At 49.7% G+C, this 26,336-nt stretch carries 21 protein-coding genes, 5 tRNA genes and 1 rRNA gene; 21 read left to right on the top strand and 6 right to left on the bottom strand.

The features are described 5' to 3' along the window. Window positions 1-4: 4 nt before the first annotated feature. The 13 genes from ispC (at window position 5) to BUQ98_RS07970 (ending at window position 17,096) form a co-directional block, all read left to right on the top strand. On the top strand, window positions 5-1,201 hold the full coding sequence (gene ispC / locus BUQ98_RS08030) for a 1-deoxy-D-xylulose-5-phosphate reductoisomerase (RefSeq protein WP_074213278.1): 1,197 nt from the start codon (window positions 5-7) through the stop codon (window positions 1,199-1,201). Then, on the top strand, window positions 1,198-2,553 hold the full coding sequence (gene rseP / locus BUQ98_RS08025) for a sigma E protease regulator RseP (RefSeq protein ID WP_074213277.1): 1,356 nt from the start codon (window positions 1,198-1,200) through the stop codon (window positions 2,551-2,553). Before ispC ends, rseP begins: the two co-directional genes overlap by 4 nt. 33 nt (window positions 2,554-2,586) lie before the next feature. Further along, on the top strand, window positions 2,587-5,019 hold the full coding sequence (bamA, locus tag BUQ98_RS08020; protein WP_074213276.1) for an outer membrane protein assembly factor BamA: 2,433 nt from the start codon (window positions 2,587-2,589) through the stop codon (window positions 5,017-5,019). A 20-nt stretch (window positions 5,020-5,039) separates the two neighbouring features. Then, the gene (locus BUQ98_RS08015) at window positions 5,040-5,549 is read left to right on the top strand and encodes an OmpH/Skp family outer membrane protein (protein ID WP_074213275.1); all 510 of its coding nucleotides are present in this window, start codon (window positions 5,040-5,042) and stop codon (window positions 5,547-5,549) included. Window positions 5,550-5,563: 14 nt separating this feature from the next. After that, a complete protein-coding gene (gene lpxD, locus BUQ98_RS08010) occupies window positions 5,564-6,589 on the top strand; it encodes a UDP-3-O-(3-hydroxymyristoyl)glucosamine N-acyltransferase (RefSeq protein WP_074213274.1) in 1,026 nt (341 codons plus the stop codon). 84 nt (window positions 6,590-6,673) lie between these two features. Then, complete coding sequence (fabZ, locus tag BUQ98_RS08005; protein WP_074213635.1) at window positions 6,674-7,126, top strand: 3-hydroxyacyl-ACP dehydratase FabZ; 453 nt, start codon at window positions 6,674-6,676, stop codon at window positions 7,124-7,126. A gap of 2 nt (window positions 7,127-7,128) precedes the next feature. Further along, window positions 7,129-7,917, top strand: coding sequence for an acyl-ACP--UDP-N-acetylglucosamine O-acyltransferase (gene lpxA, locus BUQ98_RS08000; RefSeq protein WP_074213273.1), 789 nt, complete (start codon window positions 7,129-7,131; stop codon window positions 7,915-7,917). Further along, entirely contained in the window at window positions 7,917-9,071 is a 1,155-nt protein-coding gene (gene lpxB / locus BUQ98_RS07995) for a lipid-A-disaccharide synthase (protein WP_074213272.1), read from the top strand. The genes lpxA and lpxB overlap by 1 nt, the downstream gene beginning before the upstream one ends. Further along, entirely contained in the window at window positions 9,064-9,663 is a 600-nt protein-coding gene (gene rnhB / locus BUQ98_RS07990; protein WP_074213271.1) for a ribonuclease HII, read from the top strand. The genes lpxB and rnhB overlap by 8 nt, the downstream gene beginning before the upstream one ends. A gap of 45 nt (window positions 9,664-9,708) precedes the next feature. Beyond that, window positions 9,709-13,188, top strand: a complete 3,480-nt coding sequence (gene dnaE, locus BUQ98_RS07985; protein ID WP_074213270.1) for a DNA polymerase III subunit alpha — start codon at window positions 9,709-9,711, stop codon at window positions 13,186-13,188. Between the two features lie 55 nt (window positions 13,189-13,243). Then, on the top strand, window positions 13,244-14,203 hold the full coding sequence (gene accA / locus BUQ98_RS07980; RefSeq protein ID WP_074213269.1) for an acetyl-CoA carboxylase carboxyl transferase subunit alpha: 960 nt from the start codon (window positions 13,244-13,246) through the stop codon (window positions 14,201-14,203). Window positions 14,204-14,299: 96 nt separating this feature from the next. Next, window positions 14,300-15,625 (top strand): tRNA lysidine(34) synthetase TilS, encoded by a 1,326-nt coding sequence (tilS, locus tag BUQ98_RS07975; RefSeq protein ID WP_074213268.1) that lies wholly within the window; start codon window positions 14,300-14,302, stop codon window positions 15,623-15,625. 121 nt (window positions 15,626-15,746) lie between these two features. Then, entirely contained in the window at window positions 15,747-17,096 is a 1,350-nt protein-coding gene (locus tag BUQ98_RS07970; RefSeq protein WP_139294666.1) for a sodium-dependent transporter, read from the top strand. A gap of 72 nt (window positions 17,097-17,168) precedes the next feature. Here the strand turns inward: BUQ98_RS07970 and BUQ98_RS07965 are convergent, their stop codons facing one another. The 4 genes from BUQ98_RS07965 to BUQ98_RS07950 all read right to left on the bottom strand — a co-directional run bounded on the left by BUQ98_RS07965 (window position 17,169) and on the right by BUQ98_RS07950 (window position 19,732). Continuing rightward, window positions 17,169-17,357 (bottom strand): DUF4250 domain-containing protein, encoded by a 189-nt coding sequence (locus BUQ98_RS07965; RefSeq protein ID WP_074213266.1) that lies wholly within the window; start codon window positions 17,355-17,357, stop codon window positions 17,169-17,171. A 1-nt stretch (window position 17,358) separates the two neighbouring features. Beyond that, window positions 17,359-17,562, bottom strand: coding sequence for a YaeP family protein (locus tag BUQ98_RS07960; RefSeq protein ID WP_074213265.1), 204 nt, complete (start codon window positions 17,560-17,562; stop codon window positions 17,359-17,361). 62 nt (window positions 17,563-17,624) lie between these two features. Further along, window positions 17,625-18,479, bottom strand: coding sequence for a GGDEF domain-containing protein (locus BUQ98_RS07955; protein WP_074213264.1), 855 nt, complete (start codon window positions 18,477-18,479; stop codon window positions 17,625-17,627). Between the two features lie 122 nt (window positions 18,480-18,601). Further along, complete coding sequence (locus BUQ98_RS07950) at window positions 18,602-19,732, bottom strand: patatin-like phospholipase family protein (RefSeq protein ID WP_074213263.1); 1,131 nt, start codon at window positions 19,730-19,732, stop codon at window positions 18,602-18,604. Between the two features lie 165 nt (window positions 19,733-19,897). Here BUQ98_RS07950 and BUQ98_RS07945 point away from each other — a divergent pair, with 165 nt between their 5' ends. Continuing rightward, complete coding sequence (locus BUQ98_RS07945) at window positions 19,898-20,518, top strand: superoxide dismutase (protein ID WP_074213262.1); 621 nt, start codon at window positions 19,898-19,900, stop codon at window positions 20,516-20,518. Window positions 20,519-20,583: 65 nt separating this feature from the next. Here the strand turns inward: BUQ98_RS07945 and BUQ98_RS07940 are convergent, their stop codons facing one another. Both BUQ98_RS07940 and tsaA read right to left on the bottom strand, forming a co-directional pair. Next, a complete protein-coding gene (locus tag BUQ98_RS07940; protein WP_074213261.1) occupies window positions 20,584-22,299 on the bottom strand; it encodes a proline--tRNA ligase in 1,716 nt (571 codons plus the stop codon). 44 nt (window positions 22,300-22,343) lie between these two features. Further along, on the bottom strand, window positions 22,344-23,069 hold the full coding sequence (gene tsaA / locus BUQ98_RS07935; protein ID WP_074213260.1) for a tRNA (N6-threonylcarbamoyladenosine(37)-N6)-methyltransferase TrmO: 726 nt from the start codon (window positions 23,067-23,069) through the stop codon (window positions 22,344-22,346). 121 nt (window positions 23,070-23,190) lie between these two features. Between tsaA and gmhB the strand changes: the two genes are divergently transcribed. From gmhB to BUQ98_RS07900, 7 genes are all read left to right on the top strand, one after another. Next, complete coding sequence (gmhB, locus tag BUQ98_RS07930; RefSeq protein ID WP_074213259.1) at window positions 23,191-23,745, top strand: D-glycero-beta-D-manno-heptose 1,7-bisphosphate 7-phosphatase; 555 nt, start codon at window positions 23,191-23,193, stop codon at window positions 23,743-23,745. 411 nt (window positions 23,746-24,156) lie between these two features. Next, a 16S ribosomal RNA gene (locus BUQ98_RS07925) occupies window positions 24,157-25,711 on the top strand. An 80-nt stretch (window positions 25,712-25,791) separates the two neighbouring features. Further along, window positions 25,792-25,867 (top strand) — tRNA-Glu (locus BUQ98_RS07920). Window positions 25,868-25,869: 2 nt separating this feature from the next. Next, window positions 25,870-25,945, top strand: a tRNA-Lys gene (locus BUQ98_RS07915). A 13-nt stretch (window positions 25,946-25,958) separates the two neighbouring features. Next, window positions 25,959-26,034: transfer RNA gene (locus BUQ98_RS07910), tRNA-Ala, on the top strand. A 12-nt stretch (window positions 26,035-26,046) separates the two neighbouring features. Then, window positions 26,047-26,122, top strand: a tRNA-Val gene (locus BUQ98_RS07905). 29 nt (window positions 26,123-26,151) lie between these two features. Then, window positions 26,152-26,227 (top strand) — tRNA-Ala (locus BUQ98_RS07900). Window positions 26,228-26,336 lie beyond the last annotated feature (109 nt).

Genomic DNA, 26,336 nt, shown 5'->3' with positions numbered 1-26,336 from the left:
CGACATGCAAAGAATCACCGTATTAGGCGCAACTGGGTCTATTGGCACCAGTACGTTAAAAGTGGTTGAAGCCAACCCTGAAAAGTTTGAAGTCACGGCGTTGGCGGCCCATACCAATGTAGAGAAAATGGTTGCCTTGTGTGTTTATTGGCAACCTGCTTACGCGGCGATGGCCAATCACGATGCTGCACAACAACTGCGTCAGGTTTTGTGTGCAAAAGGGCTACGCACCGAGGTGCTCGCGGGGGAGGAGAGCCTATCCCACCTCGCGTCACTCCCTGATGTTGATATGGTCATGGCTGCCGTTGTGGGAGCCGCTGGTTTATCCTCGACCATGGCAGCGGTGAAAGCGGGTAAGCGTGTCCTCCTGGCCAATAAAGAAGCGTTGGTGATGTCTGGGCAGTTCTTTATCGATGCCGTGTATCAATATGGCGCAGAGCTGCTCCCTATTGATAGTGAGCATAATGCAATTTTTCAATGCCTACCCGATCGTGCTCAACAACAACCGGGACGCTGTGATTTGCATGCAGAGGGCGTCAGTAAAATTTTGCTGACTGGCTCTGGCGGTCCATTCCGCTATCGCGATCCGCAAAGCCTCGCGGCAGTCAGTGTTGCAGAAGCGATTGCCCACCCGAATTGGTCGATGGGCCCTAAAATATCGGTCGACTCCGCCACCATGATGAATAAGGGGTTGGAGTATATAGAGGCGCGCTGGCTCTTTAATGCTCAAGCCGATCAACTCGATGTCGTGATCCATCCTCAGTCGGTCATCCACTCCATGGTACAAATGTGCGACGGCTCTGTCCTCGCGCAGCTAGGCACCCCGGATATGTGTACTCCGATTGCACATGCAATGGGCTACCCCGAGCGTGTTCAAACATCCGTCGCACCACTGGATTTTACCCAAATTGGGGAATTTACCTTTATGGCGCCAGATGCCAACCGCTATCCTTGTTTATCTCTCGCCATGGAAGCGTGTGAGCAGGGACAAGCGGCAACGACTAGCTTGAATGCGGCGAATGAACAGGCCGTAGCGGCGTTTTTAGCAGGGAAAATAGGTTTTATGGATATTGCGCATATCAATGAGCAGGTATTGACCCAATCATCGCTTCCCACGCCAACAAGCTTGGATTGCTTATTTGAGCTGGATAGAATAGCGCGTATCACTGCAAATGAGCAGATTTCAAAGGTGGCAAAATGAGCGCTTTTCTATGGAATGCGGCGGCGTTTATCGTTGCCCTTGGGGTACTGGTGGCAATTCATGAGTATGGCCATTTTTGGGTCGCCCGTCGCTGCGGCGTCAAAGTTGAGCGTTTTTCTATCGGTTTTGGCCGAGCGCTATGGCGCTGGTATGGTAAAGACCATACCGAGTATGTGATTGCGGCAATTCCGTTGGGAGGCTACGTCAAAATGCTTGATGAGCGTATTGAAGTGGTTTCTGAAGAGGATAAACCTCGTGCGTTCAATAATCAGCCTTTGTGGCAACGCAGTGCGATCGTTGCCGCCGGTCCCATCGCTAACTTTGTCTTTGCTGTCTTTGCTTACTGGATAGTAATGATGATTGGCGTCCCTGCCGTTAAGCCCATCATTGGTGAAATATCCCCCAACTCGATAGCTGCTGAAGCGGGAATTGAATCCGGAATGGAACTAACCCAAGTTTCTGGCGTCGAAACCGCAGATTGGCAAGCGGTTAATTTTGCGTTGATCGGACATATTGGCGATGAGAGTATGACCCTCACCGCGAAGCCAGACTCAGCGGCAACATTTGATCGAGATTATCCGCTGGATTTAAGTCAATGGCAGTTTGATCCAGAAAAGCAATCACCTTTAACCACTTTGGGTATCACGCCTTATCGGCCGGCGATCACCTTAACGGTGGCTCAAGTGGTAGAAGACAGTGCCGCCGCTCGCGCAGGGCTTCAGGAAGGCGACAAGATTGTAGCGGTGGATAACACCAAGCTCGAGTCATGGATGCGCTTGGTTGAGGTGATTAAAGCTAGCCCAGATCAGGCGTTATCGTTGACGGTATCGCGTGATGGCGAAAGACAAACACTGGTGTTGACGCCCGATGCGCGTGAGCAGCAAGGACAAGTTAGTGGTTATGCGGGGATTGCACCGCAAATGGCGGCTTGGCCAGAGTCATACCGTTTTATACAACAATATGGCCCGGTAGCGGCGATCCCTGAAGCCGTGAGTAAAACATGGCAAGTGATCGGTATGACGGTGAATATGATCAAAAAGCTGATCATTGGTGATGTGGGCGTGAATAATCTAAGTGGCCCGATATCGATCGCCAAAGGCGCGGGCATGACAGCAGAGATCGGACTGATCTCATTTTTAGGGTTTATGGCACTGATCAGTGTGAACCTAGGCATTATCAATCTACTCCCTCTACCTGTATTGGATGGCGGCCATTTGCTGTTCTTTGGGATTGAGGCTGTCACACGAAAACCGGTTTCCGAGCGTGTACAGGACTTTGGGTATCGTATCGGCGCTGCCGTGTTGATGATGGTGATGGCAGTGGCATTGTTTAACGACTTCGCCCGACTTTAAACGGTAAGTATTCAAGGATAAGTCAGATAGCACATGGCGATGAAAAAACTATTAATAGCGTCTCTTTTAGTGAGCAGCAGTATGGCGCATGCTGACGCATTCGAAGTCAGCGATATCCGCTTTGAGGGCCTGCAGCGTGTCAGCTTAGGGGCAGCATTGCTGTCAATGCCGGTACGTGTGGGGGATAACGTCGATGACGAGGATGTTGCTGATATTATCAACGCTCTTTTTGCCTCGGGGAATTTCGAAGATGTGCGCGTGTATCGTGATGACGAAGCGTTACTGGTTAAAGTGGTGGAGCGTCCCACCATTGCTAGCATCTCGTTTTCTGGTAACAAAGCTATCAAAAAAGAGCAGTTAAAAGAGAACCTTACCTCTTCCGGGCTACGCGTCGGTGAGGCGTTGGATCGCACCAAGCTGAGTAACATCGAAAAAGGCTTAGAAGATTTCTATTACAGTGTCGGTAAGTATAGTGCGTCAGTAAAAGCGGTTGTCACTCCCTTACCGCGTAACCGCGCGGACCTGAAGTTTGTGTTTACCGAAGGGGTGTCTGCCAAGATTGAGCAGATAAACTTCGTGGGTAATGATGTCTTTAGTGATGAATCCCTGCGCGATAACTTTGATCTACGTGCTGACGTGCCGTGGTGGAACTTCTTAGCCAATGAAAAGTATCAAAAGCAGGTTTTGGCAGGTGATTTAGAAAAACTGCGCAGTTTTTATTTAAATCGCGGCTATTTAAAGTTCCGCGTTGAATCGACGCAAGTGGCCATCTCGCCGGATAAAAAAGGGGTTTATATTACCCTCAATGTCAATGAAGGCCAGCCTTACCAAGTCGCCGATCTAGACTTTCGAGGCGATCCGCAAAACGAAGAGATCTATCGTTCGTTGGTCAATTTCACCCGTGGTGATACCTATAATGGCGATAAGGTGACCGCACTTGAGGAGGCGATTAAGCGCCAACTCGGCGAAACCGGTTTTGCCTACCCGAAAGTGAATACCTTACCGACCTTCGATGATGATAATCAGCAAGTCTCGCTGACCGTCAATGTCGAGCCAGGTAAACGCATCTACGTGCGTAATATCCGTTTCTCCGGCAATACCATCACTAAAGACGAAGTATTGCGCCGTGAAATGCGACAGCTTGAAGGAACCTGGCTGAATTCAAAAGCGGTGACACGGGGTAAAGAGCGTTTAAGCCGTACCGGCTTTTTCCAAAATGTCGAGGTAGATACGCAGCGTGTACCGGGGACTGACGATCAGGTCGACGTGAGCTATAAAGTGAAAGAGGCCAACTCAGGCAGCATCAACTTTGGTATCGGTTACGGGACTGAATCTGGTGCCAGTTTACAGCTAGGCTTGCAGCAAGATAACTTTGCTGGGACGGGGAATCGCTTTGGCATTAATGCCATGGTCAACGATTACCGTAAAAACCTGACGTTGGAATACCGTGATCCTTATTTTACTCTTGATGGAGTGAGTTTGGGCGGTAAGGTTTTCTACAACGAATTTGAAGCGCGTGATGCGAATATTGTTGAGTATACCAACGAGAGTTATGGGACTAATCTGACGTGGGGCTTTTGGACCGATGAGCTGAATTCGATCGACTTCTCGCTGGGGTACACCCACAACAAAATTGAAAATATTGGTAAGTACTACCAAATCGAGAAATTTCTTGAACGCCACGACGATCACCGTACGAACAATGATGGACTCGAAGTCGATGATTTTGATATGTCCGTGTCTTGGACGCGTAACAACCTTAACCGCGGCTATTTTCCAACCGCGGGTAACTATCAGCGAGCGTCTTACCGCATGACAGTGCCGGGCTCAGACGTCCAGTATTTCAAAATGCAGTACGATATTCGCCAGTACGTACCGCTGACGCAAGAGCATGAATTTACGCTATTGATGCGTGGTCGTCTCGCGTATGGTAATGGTTATGGTCAAACTAATGGTCAAGACCATATGCTGCCGTTTTATGAAAATTACTATGCGGGTGGTTTCTCCTCACTGCGCGGCTTCCGCTCGAACTCGGTTGGACCCAAGGCAGTCTATGAGGCCGGTGGGTCAACTCAGCCAAATAGTGATGATGTTGAAAAAAATGAAGGAAGCTATGGTTCCTCAGACTCCGTCGGTGGTAACGCCATGGCGCGCGCCAGTGCTGAACTGATTGTACCAACGCCGTTTGCCTCGGATGAAGCGCGTGAGCAAATCCGCACCAGTGTGTTTATTGATGCCGCATCAGTGTGGGACACTGAATATGATGTATCGGCGGCTGCCGATTACAGTGGCATTAGTGGCGTCAAAGACTACTCAGATCCATCTAATATCAGTGCTTCTTACGGTATGGCACTGCAGTGGATGTCACCGATGGCACCTTTGGTGTTCTCCATCGCAAAACCTATAACTAGCCAGCCTGGCGACGATGAAGAGTTCTTTACCTTCACGATCGGGCGCACATTCTGATGATCAGAAAGGAGACTATTGTGAAATCATTTTTGAAAGCAGCGGGACTGAGTGTCGCGGTATTGACCACGTCCATGTACGCATCAGCGGCTGATGCGGCTCAGAAAGTGGGCTACGTATCAACAGGGGCCGTGATGTCGCAACTGGCTCAAAAAAATAATCTTAATGAAAAACTACGCGGTGAATTTAAAGATCGTGTGGCTGATATTGAGCGCCTGAAAGAGAAACTGTCTGAAGGGGTAGAGAAGCTCAAACGTAATGGCGAGCTGATGAGTGAAGATGAGCGAGTGACGCTACAACGTAAGCTTCAATCAATGGAATCGGATTACAAACTGAAGGTTAAAGCCTTGCAAGAAGATCAACGTAAGCGTGGTGGTCAAGAAGAGTCTAAACTGGTCAAAAAGCTGAAAAAAGCGGTCGACCAAGTCGCGGAGCAAGAAGGCTACGACATGGTGGTTGACGCTAACGCCGTCTTATATGCAAACCCAAGTGATGACTTGTCTGAAAAAGTGATCAACGCAGTTAAATAATCGTCGAGGAGCCCATGGTTTCGATTACTCTCGCTGAATTAGCGGAAAAACTGGATGCACAGCTTCATGGAGATGGTGCTGTAACGATAACCTCGCTTGCAGGGATGAATTCAGCGGGAGAAGGGCAAATTACCTTCTTATCCAGCCCTAAATACCGTAAAAACTTGGCGTTATGCCATGCCAGTGCCGTGATGTTAAAAGAGGGCGATCTGTCGTATTGCCAAGGCAATGCCTTGGTGGTGTCAGACCCGTACCTAGCTTATGCTAAGGTTGCTCAAATTCTCGACTCGACGCCGGCTTGTGCCACCGATATTGCCGCCTCTGCGGTGGTGGCTGACGATGCCGTCTTTGGGGAAGGGGTGGCGATTGGCCCCAACGCGGTGATTGAGTCTGGTGCACTCATCGGTGATGGCGTACAAATTGGTGCCGGCTGCTTTATCGGTAAAGGGGCAAAAATCGGGGCTCGAAGTAAACTTTGGGCAAATGTCACGCTGTATCATGAGGTAGTGATAGGACAAGATTGTCTGATCCAAGCCGGCACGGTGATCGGAGCAGATGGTTTTGGCTATGCCAATGATAAAGGCCAGTGGGTGAAAATCCCTCAACTTGGACGGGTAGTGATCGGTGATCGCGTTGAAATAGGTGCTTGTACCACTATTGACCGAGGCGCATTGGATGATACTGAAATTGCTGACGGCGTGATTATCGACAACCAGTGCCAGATTGCGCATAATGTGTCGATTGGTGAGAACACGGCAATCGCGGGTGCAACGGTGATGGCAGGCAGCCTAAAAATAGGCAAGCATTGCATTATTGGTGGTGCCAGCGTGTTTAATGGCCATATGGAAATCACAGATAACGTGACCATCACGGGAATGGCGATGGTGATGCGGCCAATCACTGAGCCGGGCATGTATTCGTCCGGGATTCCGTTACAGCCCAACCGCGAGTGGCGGAAAACAGCCGCGCGTGTACTCAAAATCGATGAGATGCACAAGCGACTTAAAGAGCTGGAAAATCAGCTCGACAAACAAGCTTAACGCCGAGATTGACTGGCCCGCCTTAGCAACGCGGGCCGTTTTGCGTTAATGAAGTCAGTATTGGATTTGAACGGGAATACTACCTTGACTCGCGAAAAACAAGTTCTATATATCAATGAAATCAAAGAGCTGTTACCACACCGCTATCCTTTTTTATTGATTGATCGCGTTACCGATTTTGAAGAAGGGCAATACCTTCACGCGATAAAAAACATCACTGTTAACGAGCCCCAGTTTACGGGCCATTTTCCGCAGTTGCCTGTGTTCCCTGGCGTACTCATTTTAGAGGCGATGGCACAAGCGACAGGCTTGTTAGCATTTAAGACCTTCGGTAAGCCGAAAGACAACGAGCTATACTATTTTGCAAGCATTGATAATGCTAAATTCCGTCGACCAGTCTCACCGGGTGATCAACTGGTTTTAGAAGTGGAGTTTATTAAAGAACGCCGCGGCATTGCAGCCTTTACTGGCGTAGCAAAAGTAGACGGTGATGTTGTCTGCTCGGCCCAACTGAAGTGCGCAAGAAGAGAGATCTAATTGTGATCCACGAAACTGCCTATATTCATCCCACAGCTGTTGTCGAAGACGGCGTAGTCCTGGGTGAAAACGTAAAAATTGGCGCCTTTTCTTATGTTGGAGAGGGCGTGGAAATCGGTGCCGGAACCGAAGTGATGACCCATGTGGTGATCAAAGGACCTTCGCGTATTGGTTGTGAAAACCGGATTTATCAATTCGCCTCGATTGGTGAAGCATGCCAGGATTTAAAATATGCTGGTGAGCCAACCACGCTAGAAATCGGTAATCGTAATACCATTCGGGAAAGCGTGACCATGCATCGGGGCACCGTCCAGGATAAGGGTGAAACCAAGGTTGGCGACGATAACCTGTTTATGATAAATGCTCACGTCGCGCATGACTGTGTGGTGGGTAATCATTGTATTTTTGCCAATAACGCCACCTTGGCCGGTCACGTTCACGTTGACGATTATGCGATTGTGGGTGGGATGTCGGCCATTCATCAATTTTGTGTGATTGGTAGCCATGCCATGCTCGGCGGCGGATCCATTGTGGTTCAAGACGTGCCGCCTTATGTAATGGCACAAGGCAATCACTGCGCGCCATTTGGCATCAATGTGGAAGGCCTCAAGCGCCGTGGTTTCGACAAGCCCGCCATTCGTGCCATTCGTGCGGTGTATAAAAACATGTATCGCTCCGGTAAAACCTTAGAAGAAGTGAAAAAAGAGCTCGCTGAGCAAGCTGAGCACGAACCCGCTCTGGCGTTGTTCATCGACTTCTTTGAACGCTCAACGCGAGGCGTTATTCGTTAATGTTACCGAGTGAGCGTCCATTACGGGTTGGAATCGTCGCCGGAGAAATCTCCGGCGATGTTTTAGGTGAAGGCTTGATTAAGGCACTGCGTGCCCAACACCCAAACATTGAGTTTGTGGGCATTGGTGGTCCGCGAATGATGGCGCAAGGGTGTCATAGCTTGTTCGATATGGAAGAACTTGCCGTGATGGGGCTGGTGGAAGTGCTGGGCCGACTACCGCGCTTATTGAAAGTGAAGTCGGCCCTAGTGAAATACTTCGCAGCGAACCCTCCCGATGTCTTTATTGGTATTGATGCACCGGATTTTAATCTACGATTAGAAGCCTCGTTGAAGCAAGCTGGGATTAAAACTGTCCATTATGTGAGCCCATCTGTTTGGGCGTGGCGACAAAAACGGATTTTTAAAATTGCGGCCGCCACGGATCTTGTCTTAGCGTTTCTGCCCTTTGAAAAAGCATTTTACGATAAGTTCGACGTGCCTTGTGCCTTTGTCGGTCACACCATGGCCGACAGTATTCCGATGCAGGTCGACAAGCAGGCTGCACAGCAAGCCCTTGGGCTGGATAGCAGCAAGCGCTGGCTGGCTGTGCTCCCCGGCAGCCGTGGCAGTGAGATGTCGATGCTAGCGCCCCCTTTTTTACAAGCCTGTCAGCGACTGTCCACTCGTTATCCTGATCTCGGGTTTGTGGTTGCTCTGGTTAACCCTGCCCGTCGCGAACAGTTTGAGCAAGCTTGGCAAACGATCGCACCTGAGTTGCCGTTTACCCTCGTCGATGATACGGCGCGCCAGGTGATCAGTGCGGCCGATTCCGTATTGTTGGCCTCTGGCACCGTGGCCCTAGAATGTATGTTGCTTAAACGCCCTATGGTGGTCGGCTACCGTGTTAAACCGGTGACAGCGTGGCTGGCAAAACGGCTACTCAAGACACAGTACGTTTCGTTGCCCAATATTCTTGCAGACGCTCCGCTGGTGCCTGAGCTGCTGCAGGAAGACTGTCAGCCTAAGGCGTTGGCCGATGCTGTTAGCGAGCAGCTTGATAGCGACAACCAAGCATTGCTGGCTACTTTTACTGAGTTACATCAAACTATTCGTAAAAATGCCGATGTTTCCGCAGCTAACGCAGTATTAACGTTATTAGATAACCATGATTGAACAACCTTTTGTGTACCCAGACGCCAACGTGATTGCCGGTGTTGATGAGGTCGGGCGTGGCCCACTTATTGGCGCCGTCGTTACGGCAGCCGTGATTTTAGACCCTCATCAACCAATCGTTGGCTTAACCGACTCAAAAAAATTGAGCGAGAAGAAACGCCTCGCGCTCTATGATGAAATTAAGGAAAAAGCCTTAGCATGGTCGGTAGGTCGCGCTGAGCCTGATGAAATTGATTCACTCAATATACTGCACGCGACTATGCTTGCGATGCAGCGTGCGATAGCTGGTTTGTCGGTCACACCAGATTATGCGCTGATTGATGGCAATCGAATTCCCGACTTACTGATGCCGGCACAAGCAGTCGTGAAAGGGGATATGCGGGTGGCGGAGATCAGTGCTGCATCGATCTTAGCCAAAGTCGATAGAGATCATGAAATGGCGTTACTGGATGCGGCGTATCCAGACTACGGGTTTGCCCAACATAAAGGCTATCCAACCAAAGTTCATATGGCCGCTTTAGCTGAATATGGTGCACTGCCAATGCACCGCAAGAGTTTTAAGCCGGTTAAACGCGCGCTGGGCATTGACTAGTGCGCGTCGTTAATCTCTGCCAATCATAGTGAAGTAGCGAGTTTTATGTCTGAGCCACGTTTTGTCCACTTACGCATCCACAGTGATTACTCCATGGTTGATGGGGTGTCCAAGGTGCCGCCATTGGTAAAAAAAGTGGCGGAAATGGGCATGCCAGCCATGGCACTGACCGATTTCAGTAATTTATGTGGATTGGTTAAGTTCTATAACACCGCCAATAATGTGGGTGTTAAGCCTATCATTGGGGCTGACTTTAATGTTCAGTCTGACGCATTTGGTGATGAGTTATGTCAGCTAACCCTGCTTGCCACCAATAAAGTTGGGTACAAAAACCTGACTTTACTGATCTCCAAAGCGTATTTGCGCGGCCATGTGCAGCATCGCCCTGTGATTGATCAACAATGGCTCGTTGAGCATGCCGAAGGCTTGATTGTTCTGTCTGGTGGCTGTCGGGGTGATTTGGGCCGAGCTTTACTGAAAGGCAATCAAGCGCTCGCTGAACAGTGCGCACATTTCTACCAAAGGTATTTTCCCAACGCTTATTATATGGAGTTGGTGCGTACCGGGCGCCAAGATGAAGAGGTCTATCTTCATTTTGCGGTGGATTTTGCTGCCGAGCATGATTTACCCGTCGTGGCGACCAATGAAGTCTGTTTTCTCTCGCCAGACGAATTTGATGCTCACGAAATTCGCGTCGCCATTCATGATGGCTTTACGTTAGACGATCCGCGTCGGCCAAAACACTACAGTGCAGAGCAGTATTTGCGCACTGAGCAAGAAATGTGTGAGCTGTTTGCGGATATTCCCGAAGCACTGACCAACAGTGTGGAAATAGCCAAACGCTGTAATGTGCCAGTTAGGCTCAACGAATACTTCTTACCCAATTTCCCGACCGAAGGGATGGAAATTGATCAGTATCTCGTTAAACGCTCGCAAGAAGGATTGGAAGAGCGTCTCGCCTTTTTGTTTCCTGATGAAGCAGAAAGAGCACGTCGACGTCCCGACTATGATGCACGCCTAGAGCGAGAACTGGGTGTGATCAATCAAATGGGCTTCCCCGGTTACTTTTTGATCGTCATGGAGTTCATCCAATGGTCAAAAGATAACGATATTCCCGTTGGTCCGGGGCGTGGTTCGGGGGCCGGTTCGTTGGTTGCATATGCCCTCAAGATCACCGATTTAGACCCGCTACAATTTGACCTGCTTTTTGAGCGTTTCTTGAACCCTGAACGTGTTTCCATGCCTGACTTTGACGTTGATTTCTGCATGGATAAGCGCGATTTGGTGATTGACCATGTCGCTGAAATGTACGGACGTGATGCGGTCTCACAGATCATCACCTTTGGGACCATGGCCGCCAAAGCGGTAATACGAGATGTCGGGCGTGTGCTGGGCCATCCTTATGGTTTTGTGGACCGCATTTCTAAACTGGTGCCACCCGATCCAGGCATGACCCTTGAAAAGGCGTTTGAGGCCGAGCCTCAGCTGGTCGAAGTCTATAATAATGATGAAGAAGTTAAAGCGCTGATCGACATGGCGCGGAAGCTGGAAGGGGTCACACGTAACGCGGGTAAGCATGCGGGTGGGGTCGTTATATCCCCCACAACGATCACCGATTTCTCTCCGCTCTATTGTGATAGTGAGGGACACCACCCCGTTACCCAGTTCGATAAAAATGACGTTGAAACAGCTGGCTTGGTGAAGTTTGATTTCCTGGGCTTACGGACCCTGACGATCATCGACTGGGCGCTTGGCATGATCAATCCTCGCTTGAAAGCAAAAGGGCAGGATCCCATTGATATTACCGCAATACCGATGGCCGATCAGGCTTCCTTTGCGATGCTGCGTAAAGCTGAGACGACAGCGGTATTCCAGCTTGAATCGCGTGGTATGAAAGAGCTGATCAAGCGGCTCCAACCCGATTCCTTTGAAGATATGATCGCACTGGTGGCCTTGTTCCGCCCCGGACCTTTGCAATCCGGTATGGTGGATAACTTTATCGATCGTAAGCACGGTCGTGAGCAGGTTTCTTATCCGGATGAAAAGTGGCAACACGAGTCCTTGCAAGAAACGCTTGAGCCGACCTACGGCATTATCCTCTATCAAGAGCAGGTCATGCAGATTGCCCAGACCTTGGCTGGTTATACCCTGGGTGGTGCAGACTTACTGCGTCGAGCAATGGGTAAGAAAAAGCCAGAAGAAATGGCCAAGCAGCGAGACATCTTTGAGAAAGGGGCGATAGCTAACGGCATTGATGGCGAATTGGCGATGCGCATCTTCGACTTGGTAGAAAAATTCGCTGGTTACGGCTTTAACAAATCGCACTCGGCAGCATACGCACTGGTCTCTTACCAAACCCTGTGGTTAAAAGCCCATTACCCCGCTGAATTTATGGCGGCGGTGATGACGGCAGATATGGATAACACCGATAAAGTGGTGGGTCTGGTGGAAGAGTGTCGCCGAATGAAGCTGACGGTATTACCGCCTGATGTGAATGCCGGCCTTCATCATTTTACCGTGAATGATCAGGGTGAGATTGTTTACGGTATTGGGGCGATTAAAGGGGTCGGTGAGGGGCCCATTGACACGATTGTGGCTGCTCGTAAGCAGGATGGCTATTTCCGTGATCTGTTCGATTTTTGTGCTCGCATTGATACCAAAAAAGTGAACAAACGCGTGATTGAGCGGCTGATCCGTGCGGGAGCAATGGATAAACTGGGCCCACATCGGGCAGCAATGATGGCGTCCGTGGATGAAGCGATCCGCGCTGCGAGCCAACACCATCAAGCAGAAGCTCACGGGCAAACCGATATGTTTGGTGTACTAACCGACGCGCCTGAAGAAGTTGAGCATGCTTACGCACATGCGGCCCCTTGGCCAGATAAAATATGGCTAGAGGGGGAAAGGGAAACGTTAGGGTTGTATTTAACCGGACATCCCATTAATAGTTACCGTAAAGAGCTGAAAAATTATGTGACCTGGCGGTTAGAAGATGCGCATGCCACCAAACGCGATGTGATCTCGACGGTGTCAGGGTTGGTCATTGCGGCGCGGGTGATGACCACGAAACGAGGATCCCGGTTGGGCATTCTGACCTTGGATGATCGTTCGGGTCGTATGGAAGTGATGCTTTTTTCTGACGTGCTCGACAAATATCTCGATTTGGTGGAGAAAGATCGCATTCTGGTGGTCTCAGGACAGGTCAGCTTTGATGACTTCAATGGGGGGCTTAAAATGACCGCCCGTGAAGTCATGGACATTAGTCAGGCACGTGAAAAATATGCGCGTTGTTTGGGCATATCGATGATAGCCGATCAAGTCGATGCCCCATTTTTTGAACGGTTTCATGATGCGCTGGCACCTTATCGTTCTGGTACGGTACCGGTGAATCTTTACTATCAGCGCGAAGATGCGCGTGCACGGTTACGTTTGGGCGCTGAGTGGCGCGTAACGCCAACCGATGAATTGATCGACACCTTGAAAGGCTTGCTCGGCAATGAGCAAGTCGAATTAGAGTTTAACTAAGCCAGGCTGGTGACGTATCGCGTACACTGGCGGTGACCAATAGGATTCTCTTGGTATGAGTCTTAATTTTTTAGAGTTCGAAAAGCCGATCGCAGAATTAGAAGCCAAAATTGAGGCCCTTCGCGCCGTGTCTAAGCGTGGTGGAGAAGACGCGGTTAATTTGGATAAAGAAATCGAGCAATTAGAAACAAAAAGCGTAGAACTCACTCGAAAGATTTTCGGTGATTTAGGCGCTTGGCAGGTGGCTCAATTAGCACGGCACCCACAGCGTCCTTACACCTATGATTACTTAGATCGCATTTTTCACGAGTTCGATGAACTGGCTGGTGATCGTGCGTATGCCGACGATAAAGCATTGGTGGGGGGATTGGCTCGTCTTGAAGGACGCCCGGTTATGGTCATTGGCCATCAAAAAGGCCGTGATACTAACGAAAAAGTGAAACGCAACTTTGGCATGCCTAAACCTGAGGGTTATCGTAAGGCGCTACGCCTGATGAAAATGGCGGAACGGTTTAATATCCCGGTGATCACTTTTATCGATACCGCAGGCGCTTACCCAGGCGTTGGTGCAGAGGAACGTGGCCAATCAGAGGCGATTGCCCGTAACCTTAAAGAAATGGCCGGCCTCACAGTGCCCGTGATTTGTAACGTCGTCGGTGAAGGTGGCTCAGGTGGCGCGTTGGCGATTGGGGTGGGGGATTACGTCAACATGCTGCAGTACTCCACCTATTCAGTGATTTCGCCTGAAGGATGTGCCTCGATTTTATGGCGTGATGCTGCCAAAGCGCCGCAAGCGGCCGATGCGATGGGGATCACGGCTCCTCGACTGAAAGAACTAGGCTTAATTGATACGGTGATTGGCGAACCGCTGGGTGGTGCACACCGCGATATTCAAACTATGGCAGAGAGCATCAAACAAACACTGATGACTCAGCTGGCTGATTTAGAAAGCTTGGATACTGAGAGCTTGCGGGATCGCCGTTACCAACGTCTGCTTAATTACGGTTACTGTTAGCACTCTCTTTTTTTATGTGTATGAAAGGGCCTGTGGGCCCTTTTCTTTTTCCTCAAGGGCGGCAACAATAGCGCATTATCTTTATAGTGAATTTCTATGCTTTACCACCAACTTTGTGACTGCTTAGCACCCTTAACGACTACGCCACGACAAATCATTTTGGCGCTGAGCGGTGGGCTTGACTCACGGGTACTGCTGGATCTATTGGCGCAGTATTGTGACCAGCACCCACAACATCGTTATCGGGTGGTTCACGTCCACCATGGTTTGCAGGCACAGGCAGATCAATGGGCGGCACAATGTCAACACTGGGCGGAGCAAGCGGGCTTTGACTACCGGGTCGAATATGTTGAATTAGACGACGCACTCAGTATTGAGCATGCCGCGCGTGAAGCAAGGTATCAGGCCTTGCAACAACACCTAGAGCCGGAAGGCTTAGTGTTAACGGCGCAGCATAGCGATGATCAAATTGAAACATTTTTCCTTGCGCTAAAGCGTGGCAGCGGCCTCGACGGATTAGCGGGGATGCCCGAGGTGCGTCCATTAGGACAGGGCTTGCTCGTGCGACCCCTTTTAGCTCAATCACGTGCCTCCCTCGCAAGCTATGCCAGCAGCCATAGGTTGAATTGGATTGATGACCCTAGCAATCAGCAAACCCGCTTTGACCGTAACTTTTTACGTCAGCACTGGTTACCGCAAGCCGGTGCGCGCTGGCCTGGCTTTCGACAAGCCGTTCAACGCACACAGCGCCTATGTGCAGAGCAATCCTCGCTGCTGACCCGCTTTATCGCACCGATAGTGGAAAATGCACTCAGTGATTCGGGCGCATTATCAATCGCGGTACTCCCTCAAGAGGATCCGGCATTGACGCATGCGCTACTTCGTTATTGGCTAAAACGCCATGAGTTGGTACTCACTTACGCACAGTTACAGGCACTTATCCGTGACGTGGTCTACGCCAAACAAGATGCCAACCCGTGTTTGACCATCGCAGATGTCAGTATTCGTCGGTATCAGCAGCAACTCTATGTTGTCACGCCTTGTGCCGACTTATCGCAGTGGCAGGGAGAGCTTGCTCCGGGCCAGCCCCTAACGTTACCGGATGGGCTTGGACAGTTGCACTTGTTGCCCTACGAGGCGATAGCGTCTGGTTTAGCGCTAGGAAGGCTAACGTCATCCCGTCTAAACGTGCACTTTGAACCGAGTGGCTTATCGATGCACCCTGTCGGGCGACAAGGGCGGCGTAAACTAAAAAAACTCTACCAAGAAGCAGGGATCCCTAGTTGGTTACGCCGTCGGCAACCGATTATCTGTGATGATCAAGGCGTAATTGCCGTTGCGGATCATTTTGTCAGCCAGTCGGCGAGTGGGCAGCAGTGGCGACTTGTTTGGCAGTGTTCGCCAATACAAACCACGGAATAAGCACCGGATCAGTAGGGTGCCATACTCGTGATGATTAATTGAGCAGTTAAGCTGTCTTGACTTGCTTAATCACGCCGAATTACTTAATGTACTAGTCTAATGATACATGAGGTGGGCAGTAATGGCATCAAGTCGCGAATTATTCGGCACTAGAATTGGCTTTGTTCTTGCTGCAGCGGGAGCTGCGGTCGGACTGGGGAATATCTGGGGCTTTCCTACACAAGCAGCCAGCAATGGCGGGGGCGCCTTTCTACTCGTCTACCTGTTGATGATTTTACTGGTGGCTTTTCCCATGTTGGTGGTCGAAATGGCGATTGGTCGTCATGGTCGTGCCAACCCCCTAGATAGTATGCGCGCATTAAGTGACAACCCGCTAATGAAGCGCTTGGGCAGTGGTGTGGGTCTTATTGGCCTAGCGGTGCCTTGTATGGTGTTGGCGTTTTATAGCATTGTGGGGGGGTGGTTAGTATCATTTTTACTCGCCGCGGTCGCAGATATCCTGCATTTGACTGATGCGGCGGCTTGGTTAAAAGGCTTTTCGGCCTCACGCAACTTGTTTGGCGCTATCCTTTTTTATATTTTGACCATTTTTATTGTGCAAGCAGGGGTAAAGCAAGGGATCGAACGCTGGTCAACGCGTTTAATGCCTGCATTGTTTGTCTTGTTCGCCGCCATGTTCATCTACATCATGACATTGCCAGGCGCGACAGAAGGGCTAAAGCACTATCTCATTCCAGACTTTAGCAAGATCATGGACAAAGACTTATTGCTAGCCGCGATGGGACAAGGCTTCTTTTCACTGACGATTGGTGGATGCTCGATGTTGATCTACGGCTCTTACCTGAGTCAAAAAGAAAACTTGCCGAAGATGGCCTTAAGTGTGACCTTGGTAGATACTGCCGTGGCGGTGGTCGCGGGTTTAGTGGTATTGCCAGCAATGTTTGTTGCAATGAATCAAGGCGTCGAGATTTATGGTCAAGACGGTAGCTTGTTAAGTGCTGATACCCTGGTGTTCACCGTGCTCCCTTTGTTATTTGAGAGTTTAGGTGCCGCCGGCCCCTATGTGTCCTTGATCTTCTTCTTATTGATGACGATTGCCGCGCTGACCTCTTCTATTTCTATGCTCGAGTGCCCGGTTGCATTGGCCAGTGAGCGTTTAGGATCGAGCCGTAAACTGACGAGCTGGGTGCTCGGTGGCTTGATTGCTGCGTTTAGTGCAGTGATTGTTTTCCACTTTGGTACTTTGTTCGGTTTGGTGGCAAAGGTGGCGACCCAATACTTCCAGCCTGTTGCTGCATTACTGTTTTGCTTATTTGGGGGGTGGATCTGGGCGCGTGACCGCAAGTTGTCTGCCTTGCGTGAGGGCTATGAAGCGATTGAACAGAGTCTGTTTTGGAAAATTTGGCCTGCCTATGTGAAGTTCGTGTGTCCTCTCTTAGTGGCAACGGTATTGTGGGTTTCACTGGGTTAAGCGAACACGCACACAGGATGAATAGAGATAAAAAGCGGACGCGATGTCCGCTTTTCTCGTTTTAGCCCTGATTTATCGGAATTGCTTCGTTTCTTCCAGGTAATCAAACCCCGCGTCTTTAAGTCGAGTGCAGAGTGCGGCTTTATCTATATCGTAATAGCGCACCAAATCGTCTAAGCCATCGAACTCATCACGCAGCTTCATGTTGATGATGCTCATCAGCATCACAGGATCCATGGTCGCGTAATTGTTTAAATCCATCTTAATCCTCGTGATCGCTAATCAATAAATTGGCGGCTGCAAAGGCAGCTTGGTCGCGACGTGACTCAGGAATCGACGGATCTTGTGCAACGTCGTTTAGGGTATTTAGCGCGCAGTGGATAGCCGCGGGAATATAGCCTTGCTCGCCACTGCCTATTTCGGCATAGCGTTGGCGAATAAGATCACAGCAGTCTGCAACTTTCATGATTGTCTCCTCAAGTGATGATGTGGATCACTATACCCAATCTCACCAGGAGGAGGAAAGCGTTAACGTGCGCGCTTTTGGCGGTACATGCTCTGGTCAGCACGCTCGTAAAGGGAGAGATTATTATCGCCTTGTCGATACTCAGAAAATCCGACCGATGCGGAGATCTGATGGCTGGATAGCAGGTGATCTTGACTGACAAAGTGTTTAACGCGTGTTGTGACATGTTTGACGGAGGTTTTGCTCGCCGGTTGTAAGATAACCGCAAACTCATCGCCACCGAGTCGATAACAACGATCACTACCACGGACGGCTTCTCTAACCAGCAATGAAAATCGACGGAGTACCTTATCACCGTCTAAATGACCATAGGTATCGTTAACTTGCTTAAAGTTATCCATGTCGAACATCACCATCACCAGTCCAATATTTTCCCGTTCACATACGGCAACGGCGTGTTGAAGGTCTTGTTCAAAGCTGGTGCGATTGTGTAGGCCCGTTAAACCATCGAGCAATGCCATATTCTTCACGCGAGTATATTCGACGGCGTTATTGAGAGGGCCGGCTAACAGTTTGTGATAGGTGTGCAGTAAGCTGATTTCGTCTGGATCAAGCTTATAGGGGGTGGAATATTGGAGCACACCAAGCGGCTGCTTATTGAATTTTATCGAAAAAGTCTGGCGAAAGGTGTGTTGTTCACCGCGGCGAATAATATTGGAGGTTTCATCATGCTCCCAAATAATACGGCCGATATCGATTTGCTTTTCCAGCTCTCGTGCATAAACCTCAAAGAGCACCTTAATATCAAGATGGCCTTGCAGCTTTTGTAGCAATAACAAACGCTGATCGGCACCGAGCGGAACAATCCGCGGTACTCTTTCAGAATTTGTGTATTGTTTTATATGCGAGGCATTCATCAAGAATCAACAACTATGCAATTACGTCTATTTACAGTGATAAAGCAGAAATCATGCCAGCCTTTCGTGCCCATGATAGTCGTGGCTGGTAGATGCGATTAATGGCGTTGTTTTATAGATAATTAATCGGTCAATAGGGAAAGAATGTCGGACCGATGATTGTGTGCATCGCGGTAACCGATGTCAATCAACTGGCGTAAATATGCCGGCTCAAATAACAAATAACTCGCTAAAGTGGCATCTTGGCCCGCATTAATCCCTAATAGTTTGAGTAAACTGCGTAAGGCGATTGGCATATGTGAGTAAAAGCGGTTTGCCATTGGCTCAAACGGCTCGGAAGGTCGAAGATGGAGGACATCTATATGCCGTAATCCTAAGCGCTCCGTTTGGTCGGGAGATAAAGCATGGGCAACGTGATTAAGTCGTTGTAAATGCTCTAAATCTGCCGAAAGGGTGTCAGCAAAGATAGCATTCATCAGGTGGCCGCCTAGCATGGCCAGACCAGGCGCTGTGTGTTTTACTTGTTCAGGCCGTCGTATACCTGTGGTCAGATCGAGAATTAAAATCCGCTCTGCGTCCATTTTAACTGCTGGGCGTAAGGGAGATATTTGGTGGATCGCACCATCACCATAAAATTCATGACCAATCCTGGATGCTGGAAACATGAACGGGATCGCCGAAGAGGCGAGTAAGTGCTCCGTCGATATTTGACTGCGTCGTCCAACTGCACGTGCTCGTGCCCATGGTTGAATGTGGGGGGCTCCTTGGAAAAAGCTGACGGACTGCCCCGTTTGATAATTAGAGGCGGTCACGGATAGCCCGTGTAAATGCCCCGCAAGGAGCTGATAATTAAGTTTATTAAAGTTGATGGTTTGATTAAGCAGGCAGCGTAAAGGGCGATTATTCAGCAAACCAAATGGTAAGGTAGGTTGATAATGAGACTGAAAACGTTGCCCTGTTTGTGATAACAAGTGGCCGATAAGGCCGCTGGGTTGACTGGTAATAACACGAGACGTATCGAGCCGGCGCCACAGCCAAGACAATTTTTTGACGCCTAGTCGAAAACATGACGCATAGCTTGCCAGAGACACCGCATTGATGGCACCGGCAGAGGTTCCACAATAAATGGAAAAAGGGCTGGTATGCACACGCGGATACCACTGCGCAATAGCAGAGAGTACACCAACTTGGTAAGCAGCACGTGCGCCGCCGCCGGTGAGCACCAAGGCAATCTTGGGTTTGTTTTTCGACATACGCTTACCACAATTACCATTCTAACAGTTTGATTATAGATGCTCTTTTATCTCACGCGCGGCGGTATATCACAGACCCTAAATGTCATTAATGATAATGAGGTTGAAAATTGTTATCAATTCGATCTAGGCTGGTGGTGTCTTAATCATCAATGGAGTGACACTATGACTTATCCTTTTCCGGATCTTCCTTATGCCTACGATGCGCTAGCGCCCCACATTGATGAGGCGACGATGCGCATTCATCATCAGCGTCACCACAAAACCTATTACGATAAATTTGTTGCGGCGATCGAAGAGACGGCGCGTAATGGTGAATCGCTTGAGGCTTTGTTTGCTGAGATTTCAACGCTGCCTGCTGCCATCCGTAATAATGGCGGTGGTTATTACAATCATTTGGTGTACTGGCAATCAATGACACCTAACCCTAAGGGTGCACCAGAAGGGCCGCTCTACGATGCCATTGTAGCGACCTACGGCTCACTTGATGCGTTTAAAGAGGCCTTTAGTCAGGCGGCCATTGGTCAGTTTGGTTCAGGCTTTGCGTGGCTGGTGGTGAAAGAAGATGGACAGCTTGCAATTACATCGACACCTAATCAAGACAATCCATTGATGGATGTTGCTGAGGTGAAAGGGGAGCCACTGCTCGGGTGTGATGTGTGGGAGCATGCCTATTATCTTAATTACCAGAATAAGCGCCCTGATTATGTCAACGCTTGGTGGAAAGTGGTTAACTGGGACTTCGCTGAAAAGGCATATCAAAAAGCGCTTGAGACGATTAGCTGATACAACTAGCTGATACAAAAATGCCCCGCAGAGCGGGGCATTAAAATGGAACTGTCAGTTCCGACTTAGCTAAGCTTAGATTGAATAAACGTCAGTGCATCGTCGATAGCAAAAGGCACTTTTTCGCCCTCTCGACGGTGTTTATATTCGAATACACCGTTGTCCATGCTGCGTTCACCAATCACTACCGTGTGAGGCACGCCGACAAGCTCAATATCAGAGAACATTACACCTGGACGCTCTTTACGGTCGTCAAAGAGTACATCAATACCTGCCGCTGAGAGATCGGCGTATAGCTTTTCAGCCGCTTCACGCACTCGCTCAGATTTGTGCATGTTCATGGGCACAATCGCGACTTTGAATGGTGCGATAGCATCAGGCCAGATAATGCCGTTTTGGTCATGATTTTGCTCAATCGCTGCTGCCACAACACGCGTAACACCAATACCGTAACAGCCCATTTCTAACATGGCATTTTTACCGTCCTGGCCTAATACGCCTGCATTCATCTTTTGCGAGTAATTATTACCCAACTGGAAGATATGACCCACTTCAATGCCGCGCTTAAACATCAATGTACCTTTGCCACACGGGCTCGGATCGCCTTCGATAACATTACGCAGATCGACCACTTGGCCAAGCTCGGTATCGCGTCCCCAGTTTATACCGAAGTAGTGCTTATCGTCGATGTTAGCACCAGCGCCAAAGTCATTCATCACCGCCACACTACGATCAACGATAAAGGGCGCAGGTAAGTTAACGGGGCCTAAAGAGCCAGGGCCCGCGCCAACAAGCGCGCGAATTTCTTCTTCGGTGGCGAACGTGAGCGGTGCGGCAACTTCTGGTAAGTTTTCCGCTTTTACTTCATTGAGCTCATGATCACCACGGATGATCAAAGCGATCAGATTAGATTCGACCTCTTCAGAGGCTTTGACGAAAAGAGTCTTCACCGTTTTCTCGATCGGCAGTCCAAACTGCTCAATCAATTCAGCGATGGTTTTGGCATTTGGTGTGTCGACCAACGCCATGGTTTGGGTTGGCGCATCAGCCTGTGTTTTCGGCGCGAGCGCTTCGGCTTTTTCGAGATTCGCTGCGTATTCAGACTCCGTCGAGAAAGCAATCAGGTCTTCACCACTGTCTGCCAAGACATGGAATTCGTGCGAGGCTGACCCCCCAATTGCACCGGTATCAGCCAGCACCGCGCGATAATCTAATCCCATACGATCAAAGATGGCGCAGTAAGCGGCACGCATCTTTTCGTAGCTTTGCTCCATGCCTGCTTTATCGATATCGAAGCTATACGCATCCTTCATGGTAAATTCGCGAGAGCGCATCACGCCAAAACGTGGGCGTACTTCGTCACGGAATTTGGTTTGGATTTGATACAGGTTGAGCGGCAGTTGCTTGTAAGAATTAATTTCGTTACGCGCTAAGTGCGTAATCACTTCTTCATGCGTAGGGCCCAAGACAAAATCGCGTTGATGGCGGTCAGCGATGCGGAGCAGTTCAGGGCCAAATTTTTCCCAACGTCCAGTTTCTTGCCATAAATCTGCGGGTTGCACGACAGGCATCATAGTCTCAACGGCACCGGCACGGTTCATCTCTTCGCGTACGATACGCTCAACATGTTGAAGGACGCGAACACCTGTGGGCAGCCAAGTATAAAGGCCTGAAGCGAGTTTTCGAATCATCCCCGCGCGCAGCATCAGCTGGTGGCTGACAATTTCTGCGTCGCTAGGGGTTTCTTTCAAAGTAGAAAGCAGATATTGACTGGTACGCATGTAAAGTTATCCGTTGATATTGGCGATCAATAAGTCCAAGCATATTAACAGCGTGGGGGAGTTTCGACAAAAGCTTCTATGGAAGCCACCTCGATTTGCGCGTTTTGAACGTAAAACGTGACGTTAAAGTCGAACAGGTGAACCGCATAGCGGCGATTATCCGGTTGACCTTTTCTGTAAGCCGGGCGTGGATCTTGCGCTAAGACTTCAGCAATCACGCTTTGATAGTATGCTTGCTGAGGATATGGAGATAATGCCAATAAGGCGCGGTCAGAGAAATGAACATCGAGCGGAGTAGGTTTGGTTTGAGCAAATCCGCCTTGGGCGTCGGCAATACTGTCAGAGTAAGGAATATATGGCTTAATATCGACAATCGGAGTTTGGTCAACAAGATCACACCCTCGTAATACCAAGATGACTTGCCCGCTATCTTGAGTGACATCAACCAGCTCTACGGCTGACATGCCTATACCGTTAGGGCGAAAGGTTGCCCGGCTCGCGAACACGCCCATTCTCTCGTTTCCACCTAAACGGGGCGGACGGACGGTAGGTCGCCATCCTTTATCTAGGTTTTGGTCAAAAAGGAACAGCACCCAAAGGTGAGAGAATTGTTCAATGCCTCGCACGGCGTCAATCTGATTGGCATCATCGTGTAGACGAAGGTAAGACAGCGCGCTGGACGCGAGTCCGGGTTGACGGGGGACCGCAAATTTCTCTTTAAAAGGAGAGTGGAGTGTGCCGATCGGCGTGATAGAAAACTGGGAGCACATAACCTAATAAACCTAAAACAACGTCGCTATACTCTAGCATGCGATAGAGGAGGGGTGTATGGATGCAAGTCAGTCTTGAGCATGACATAATCTCAGCATTATTTACCGAGGGGAACAATGCGTGAGTCTTCCAGCAGTTTTTATCGATCGTGATGGCGTCGTGAATGTCGATCACGGTTATGTGTCCAGTACCGATAGCTTCGAATATATTGAGGGTGTGTTTGAGGCATGCCTAGCGCTAAAAGAACAAGGCTATTTACTTGTACTGGTGACCAACCAAGCGGGTATCGCGAGGGGTTACTTTACGGAGCAAGACTTTTTGCGATTGACCGAATGGATGGACTGGAACTTTGCCGACAAAGGTGTCGACTTTGATGGTATTTACTATTGCCCCCACCATGCGACCGAGGGCGTTGGAGAGTACCGAGTCGATTGCGAGTGTCGAAAGCCTAAACCTGGTATGTTTTTAGACGCGGCGAAAGAGCTCAATATCGATCTTTCTCGTTCTGTCATGGTGGGAGATAAAACGGACGATATGACAGCCGCAGACGCTGCGGGAATCGCAACGCGTTTTCTTGTTCGCTCCGGGAAGCCCGTTACTGAGCAAGGCATTGCATTGGCCACTGAGGTTGTTAACTCTATTGCCGATGTCCCTGCCTTACTGTCTAACCGTTAAAAGAAGCACCTAAAGACTGGATTTGGCGATTATTTGCCCGCTTAGTTTTTTTTGAACAAAAACACTTGCATCAAAAAATCAACGCTCTATAATTCGCTCCTCGTTGGCACGGTAAACCGCGCTAACAACGGCAAAGCAGACAAGTAAAACAAAAAGCTTGACTCACTGCCAACGTGGCGTAAAATGCCACTCCCGCTCAACATTGAGCAGCGCTCTTTAACAATTTGACCTATGCAATCTGTGTGGGCACTCGTTGAGAATAGACAAAAAGATTTATTCGATGAACTGAGTGACCAAACGATAACTTTTAGTTATTCGGCACAGTCAATTCGTTTGTCTCTTAGGAGACGAACAAAACAGTATTTATCGAGCCGTTTGTCTTTCCTTATGGGAAAGCGAACAAAAGAACTTAAATTGAAGAGTTTGATCATGGCTCAGATTGAACGCTGGCGGCAGGCCTAACACATGCAAGTCGAGCGGAAACGGCAGTATTGAAGCTTCGGTGGATTTACTGGACGTCGAGCGGCGGACGGGTGAGTAACGGCTGGGAACCTGCCCTGACGAGGGGGATAACCGTTGGAAACGACGGCTAATACCGCATAATGTCTACGGACCAAAGGTGGCCACTACATGTAAGCTATCGCGTTGGGATGGGCCCAGTTAGGATTAGCTAGTTGGTAAGGTAAAGGCTTACCAAGGCGACGATCCTTAGCTGGTTTGAGAGGATGATCAGCCACACTGGGACTGAGACACGGCCCAGACTCCTACGGGAGGCAGCAGTGGGGAATATTGCACAATGGGGGAGACCCTGATGCAGCCATGCCGCGTGTGTGAAGAAGGCCTTCGGGTTGTAAAGCACTTTCAGCAGTGAGGAAGGTAGTGTACTTAATACGTGCATTGCTTGACGTTAGCTGCAGAAGAAGCACCGGCTAACTCCGTGCCAGCAGCCGCGGTAATACGGAGGGTGCAAGCGTTAATCGGAATTACTGGGCGTAAAGCGCATGCAGGCGGTTTGTTAAGTCAGATGTGAAAGCCCGGGGCTCAACCTCGGAACCGCATTTGAAACTGGCAGGCTAGAGTCTTGTAGAGGGGGGTAGAATTTCAGGTGTAGCGGTGAAATGCGTAGAGATCTGAAGGAATACCAGTGGCGAAGGCGGCCCCCTGGACAAAGACTGACGCTCAGATGCGAAAGCGTGGGTAGCAAACAGGATTAGATACCCTGGTAGTCCACGCTGTAAACGATGTCTACTTGGAGGTTGAGGTTTTAGACTTTGGCTTTCGGCGCTAACGCATTAAGTAGACCGCCTGGGGAGTACGGCCGCAAGGTTAAAACTCAAATGAATTGACGGGGGCCCGCACAAGCGGTGGAGCATGTGGTTTAATTCGATGCAACGCGAAGAACCTTACCTACTCTTGACATCCAGTGAACTTTCCAGAGATGGATTGGTGCCTTCGGGAACACTGAGACAGGTGCTGCATGGCTGTCGTCAGCTCGTGTTGTGAAATGTTGGGTTAAGTCCCGCAACGAGCGCAACCCTTATCCTTGTTTGCCAGCACGTAATGGTGGGAACTCCAGGGAGACTGCCGGTGATAAACCGGAGGAAGGTGGGGACGACGTCAAGTCATCATGGCCCTTACGAGTAGGGCTACACACGTGCTACAATGGCAGATACAGAGGGCAGCGAGACAGCGATGTTAAGCGAATCCCTTAAAGTTTGTCGTAGTCCGGATTGGAGTCTGCAACTCGACTCCATGAAGTCGGAATCGCTAGTAATCGTGGATCAGAATGCCACGGTGAATACGTTCCCGGGCCTTGTACACACCGCCCGTCACACCATGGGAGTGGGCTGCACCAGAAGTAGATAGCTTAACCTTCGGGAGGGCGTTTACCACGGTGTGGTTCATGACTGGGGTGAAGTCGTAACAAGGTAGCCCTAGGGGAACCTGGGGCTGGATCACCTCCTTACTGACGCTATTCTTGCGAGTGTTCACACAGATTGTATAGGTTGAAGTTATAAGAGGATATGTTCCCAAACATATCAGCGTGTCCCATTCGTCTAGAGGCCTAGGACACCGCCCTTTCACGGCGGTAACAGGGGTTCGACTCCCCTATGGGACGCCAATGGGTTGTTAGCTCAGTTGGTAGAGCAGTTGACTTTTAATCAATTGGTCACAGGTTCGAATCCTGTACAACCCACCATTTTCTCAGGCACGGGGCTATAGCTCAGCTGGGAGAGCGCTTGCATGGCATGCAAGAGGTCGGCGGTTCGATCCCGCCTAGCTCCACCAAGTCTGAAAGATGGGCGATTAGCTCAGTTGGGAGAGCACCTCCCTTACAAGGAGGGGGTCACTGGTTCGAGCCCGGTATCGCCCACCATTTTCTTCTCAGAGAAAAGCACGACTATTGGGGCTATAGCTCAGCTGGGAGAGCGCCTGCCTTGCACGCAGGAGGTCAGCAGTTCGATCCTGCTTAGCTCCACCACTTTCTCTTTTGTTTTTACAGCAGTTAAATCCTGTTGCGATGACCGCTGTCTGAAAGCAAAAAATAAAGTGTGATAAACACACATGCTCTTTAACAATCTGGAAAGCTG

It is taken from the genome of Salinivibrio sp. ES.052 (assembly GCF_900141775.1).
Taxonomy (GTDB): domain Bacteria; phylum Pseudomonadota; class Gammaproteobacteria; order Enterobacterales; family Vibrionaceae; genus Salinivibrio.
This window is presented reverse-complemented; position numbering and strand designations above follow the sequence as displayed.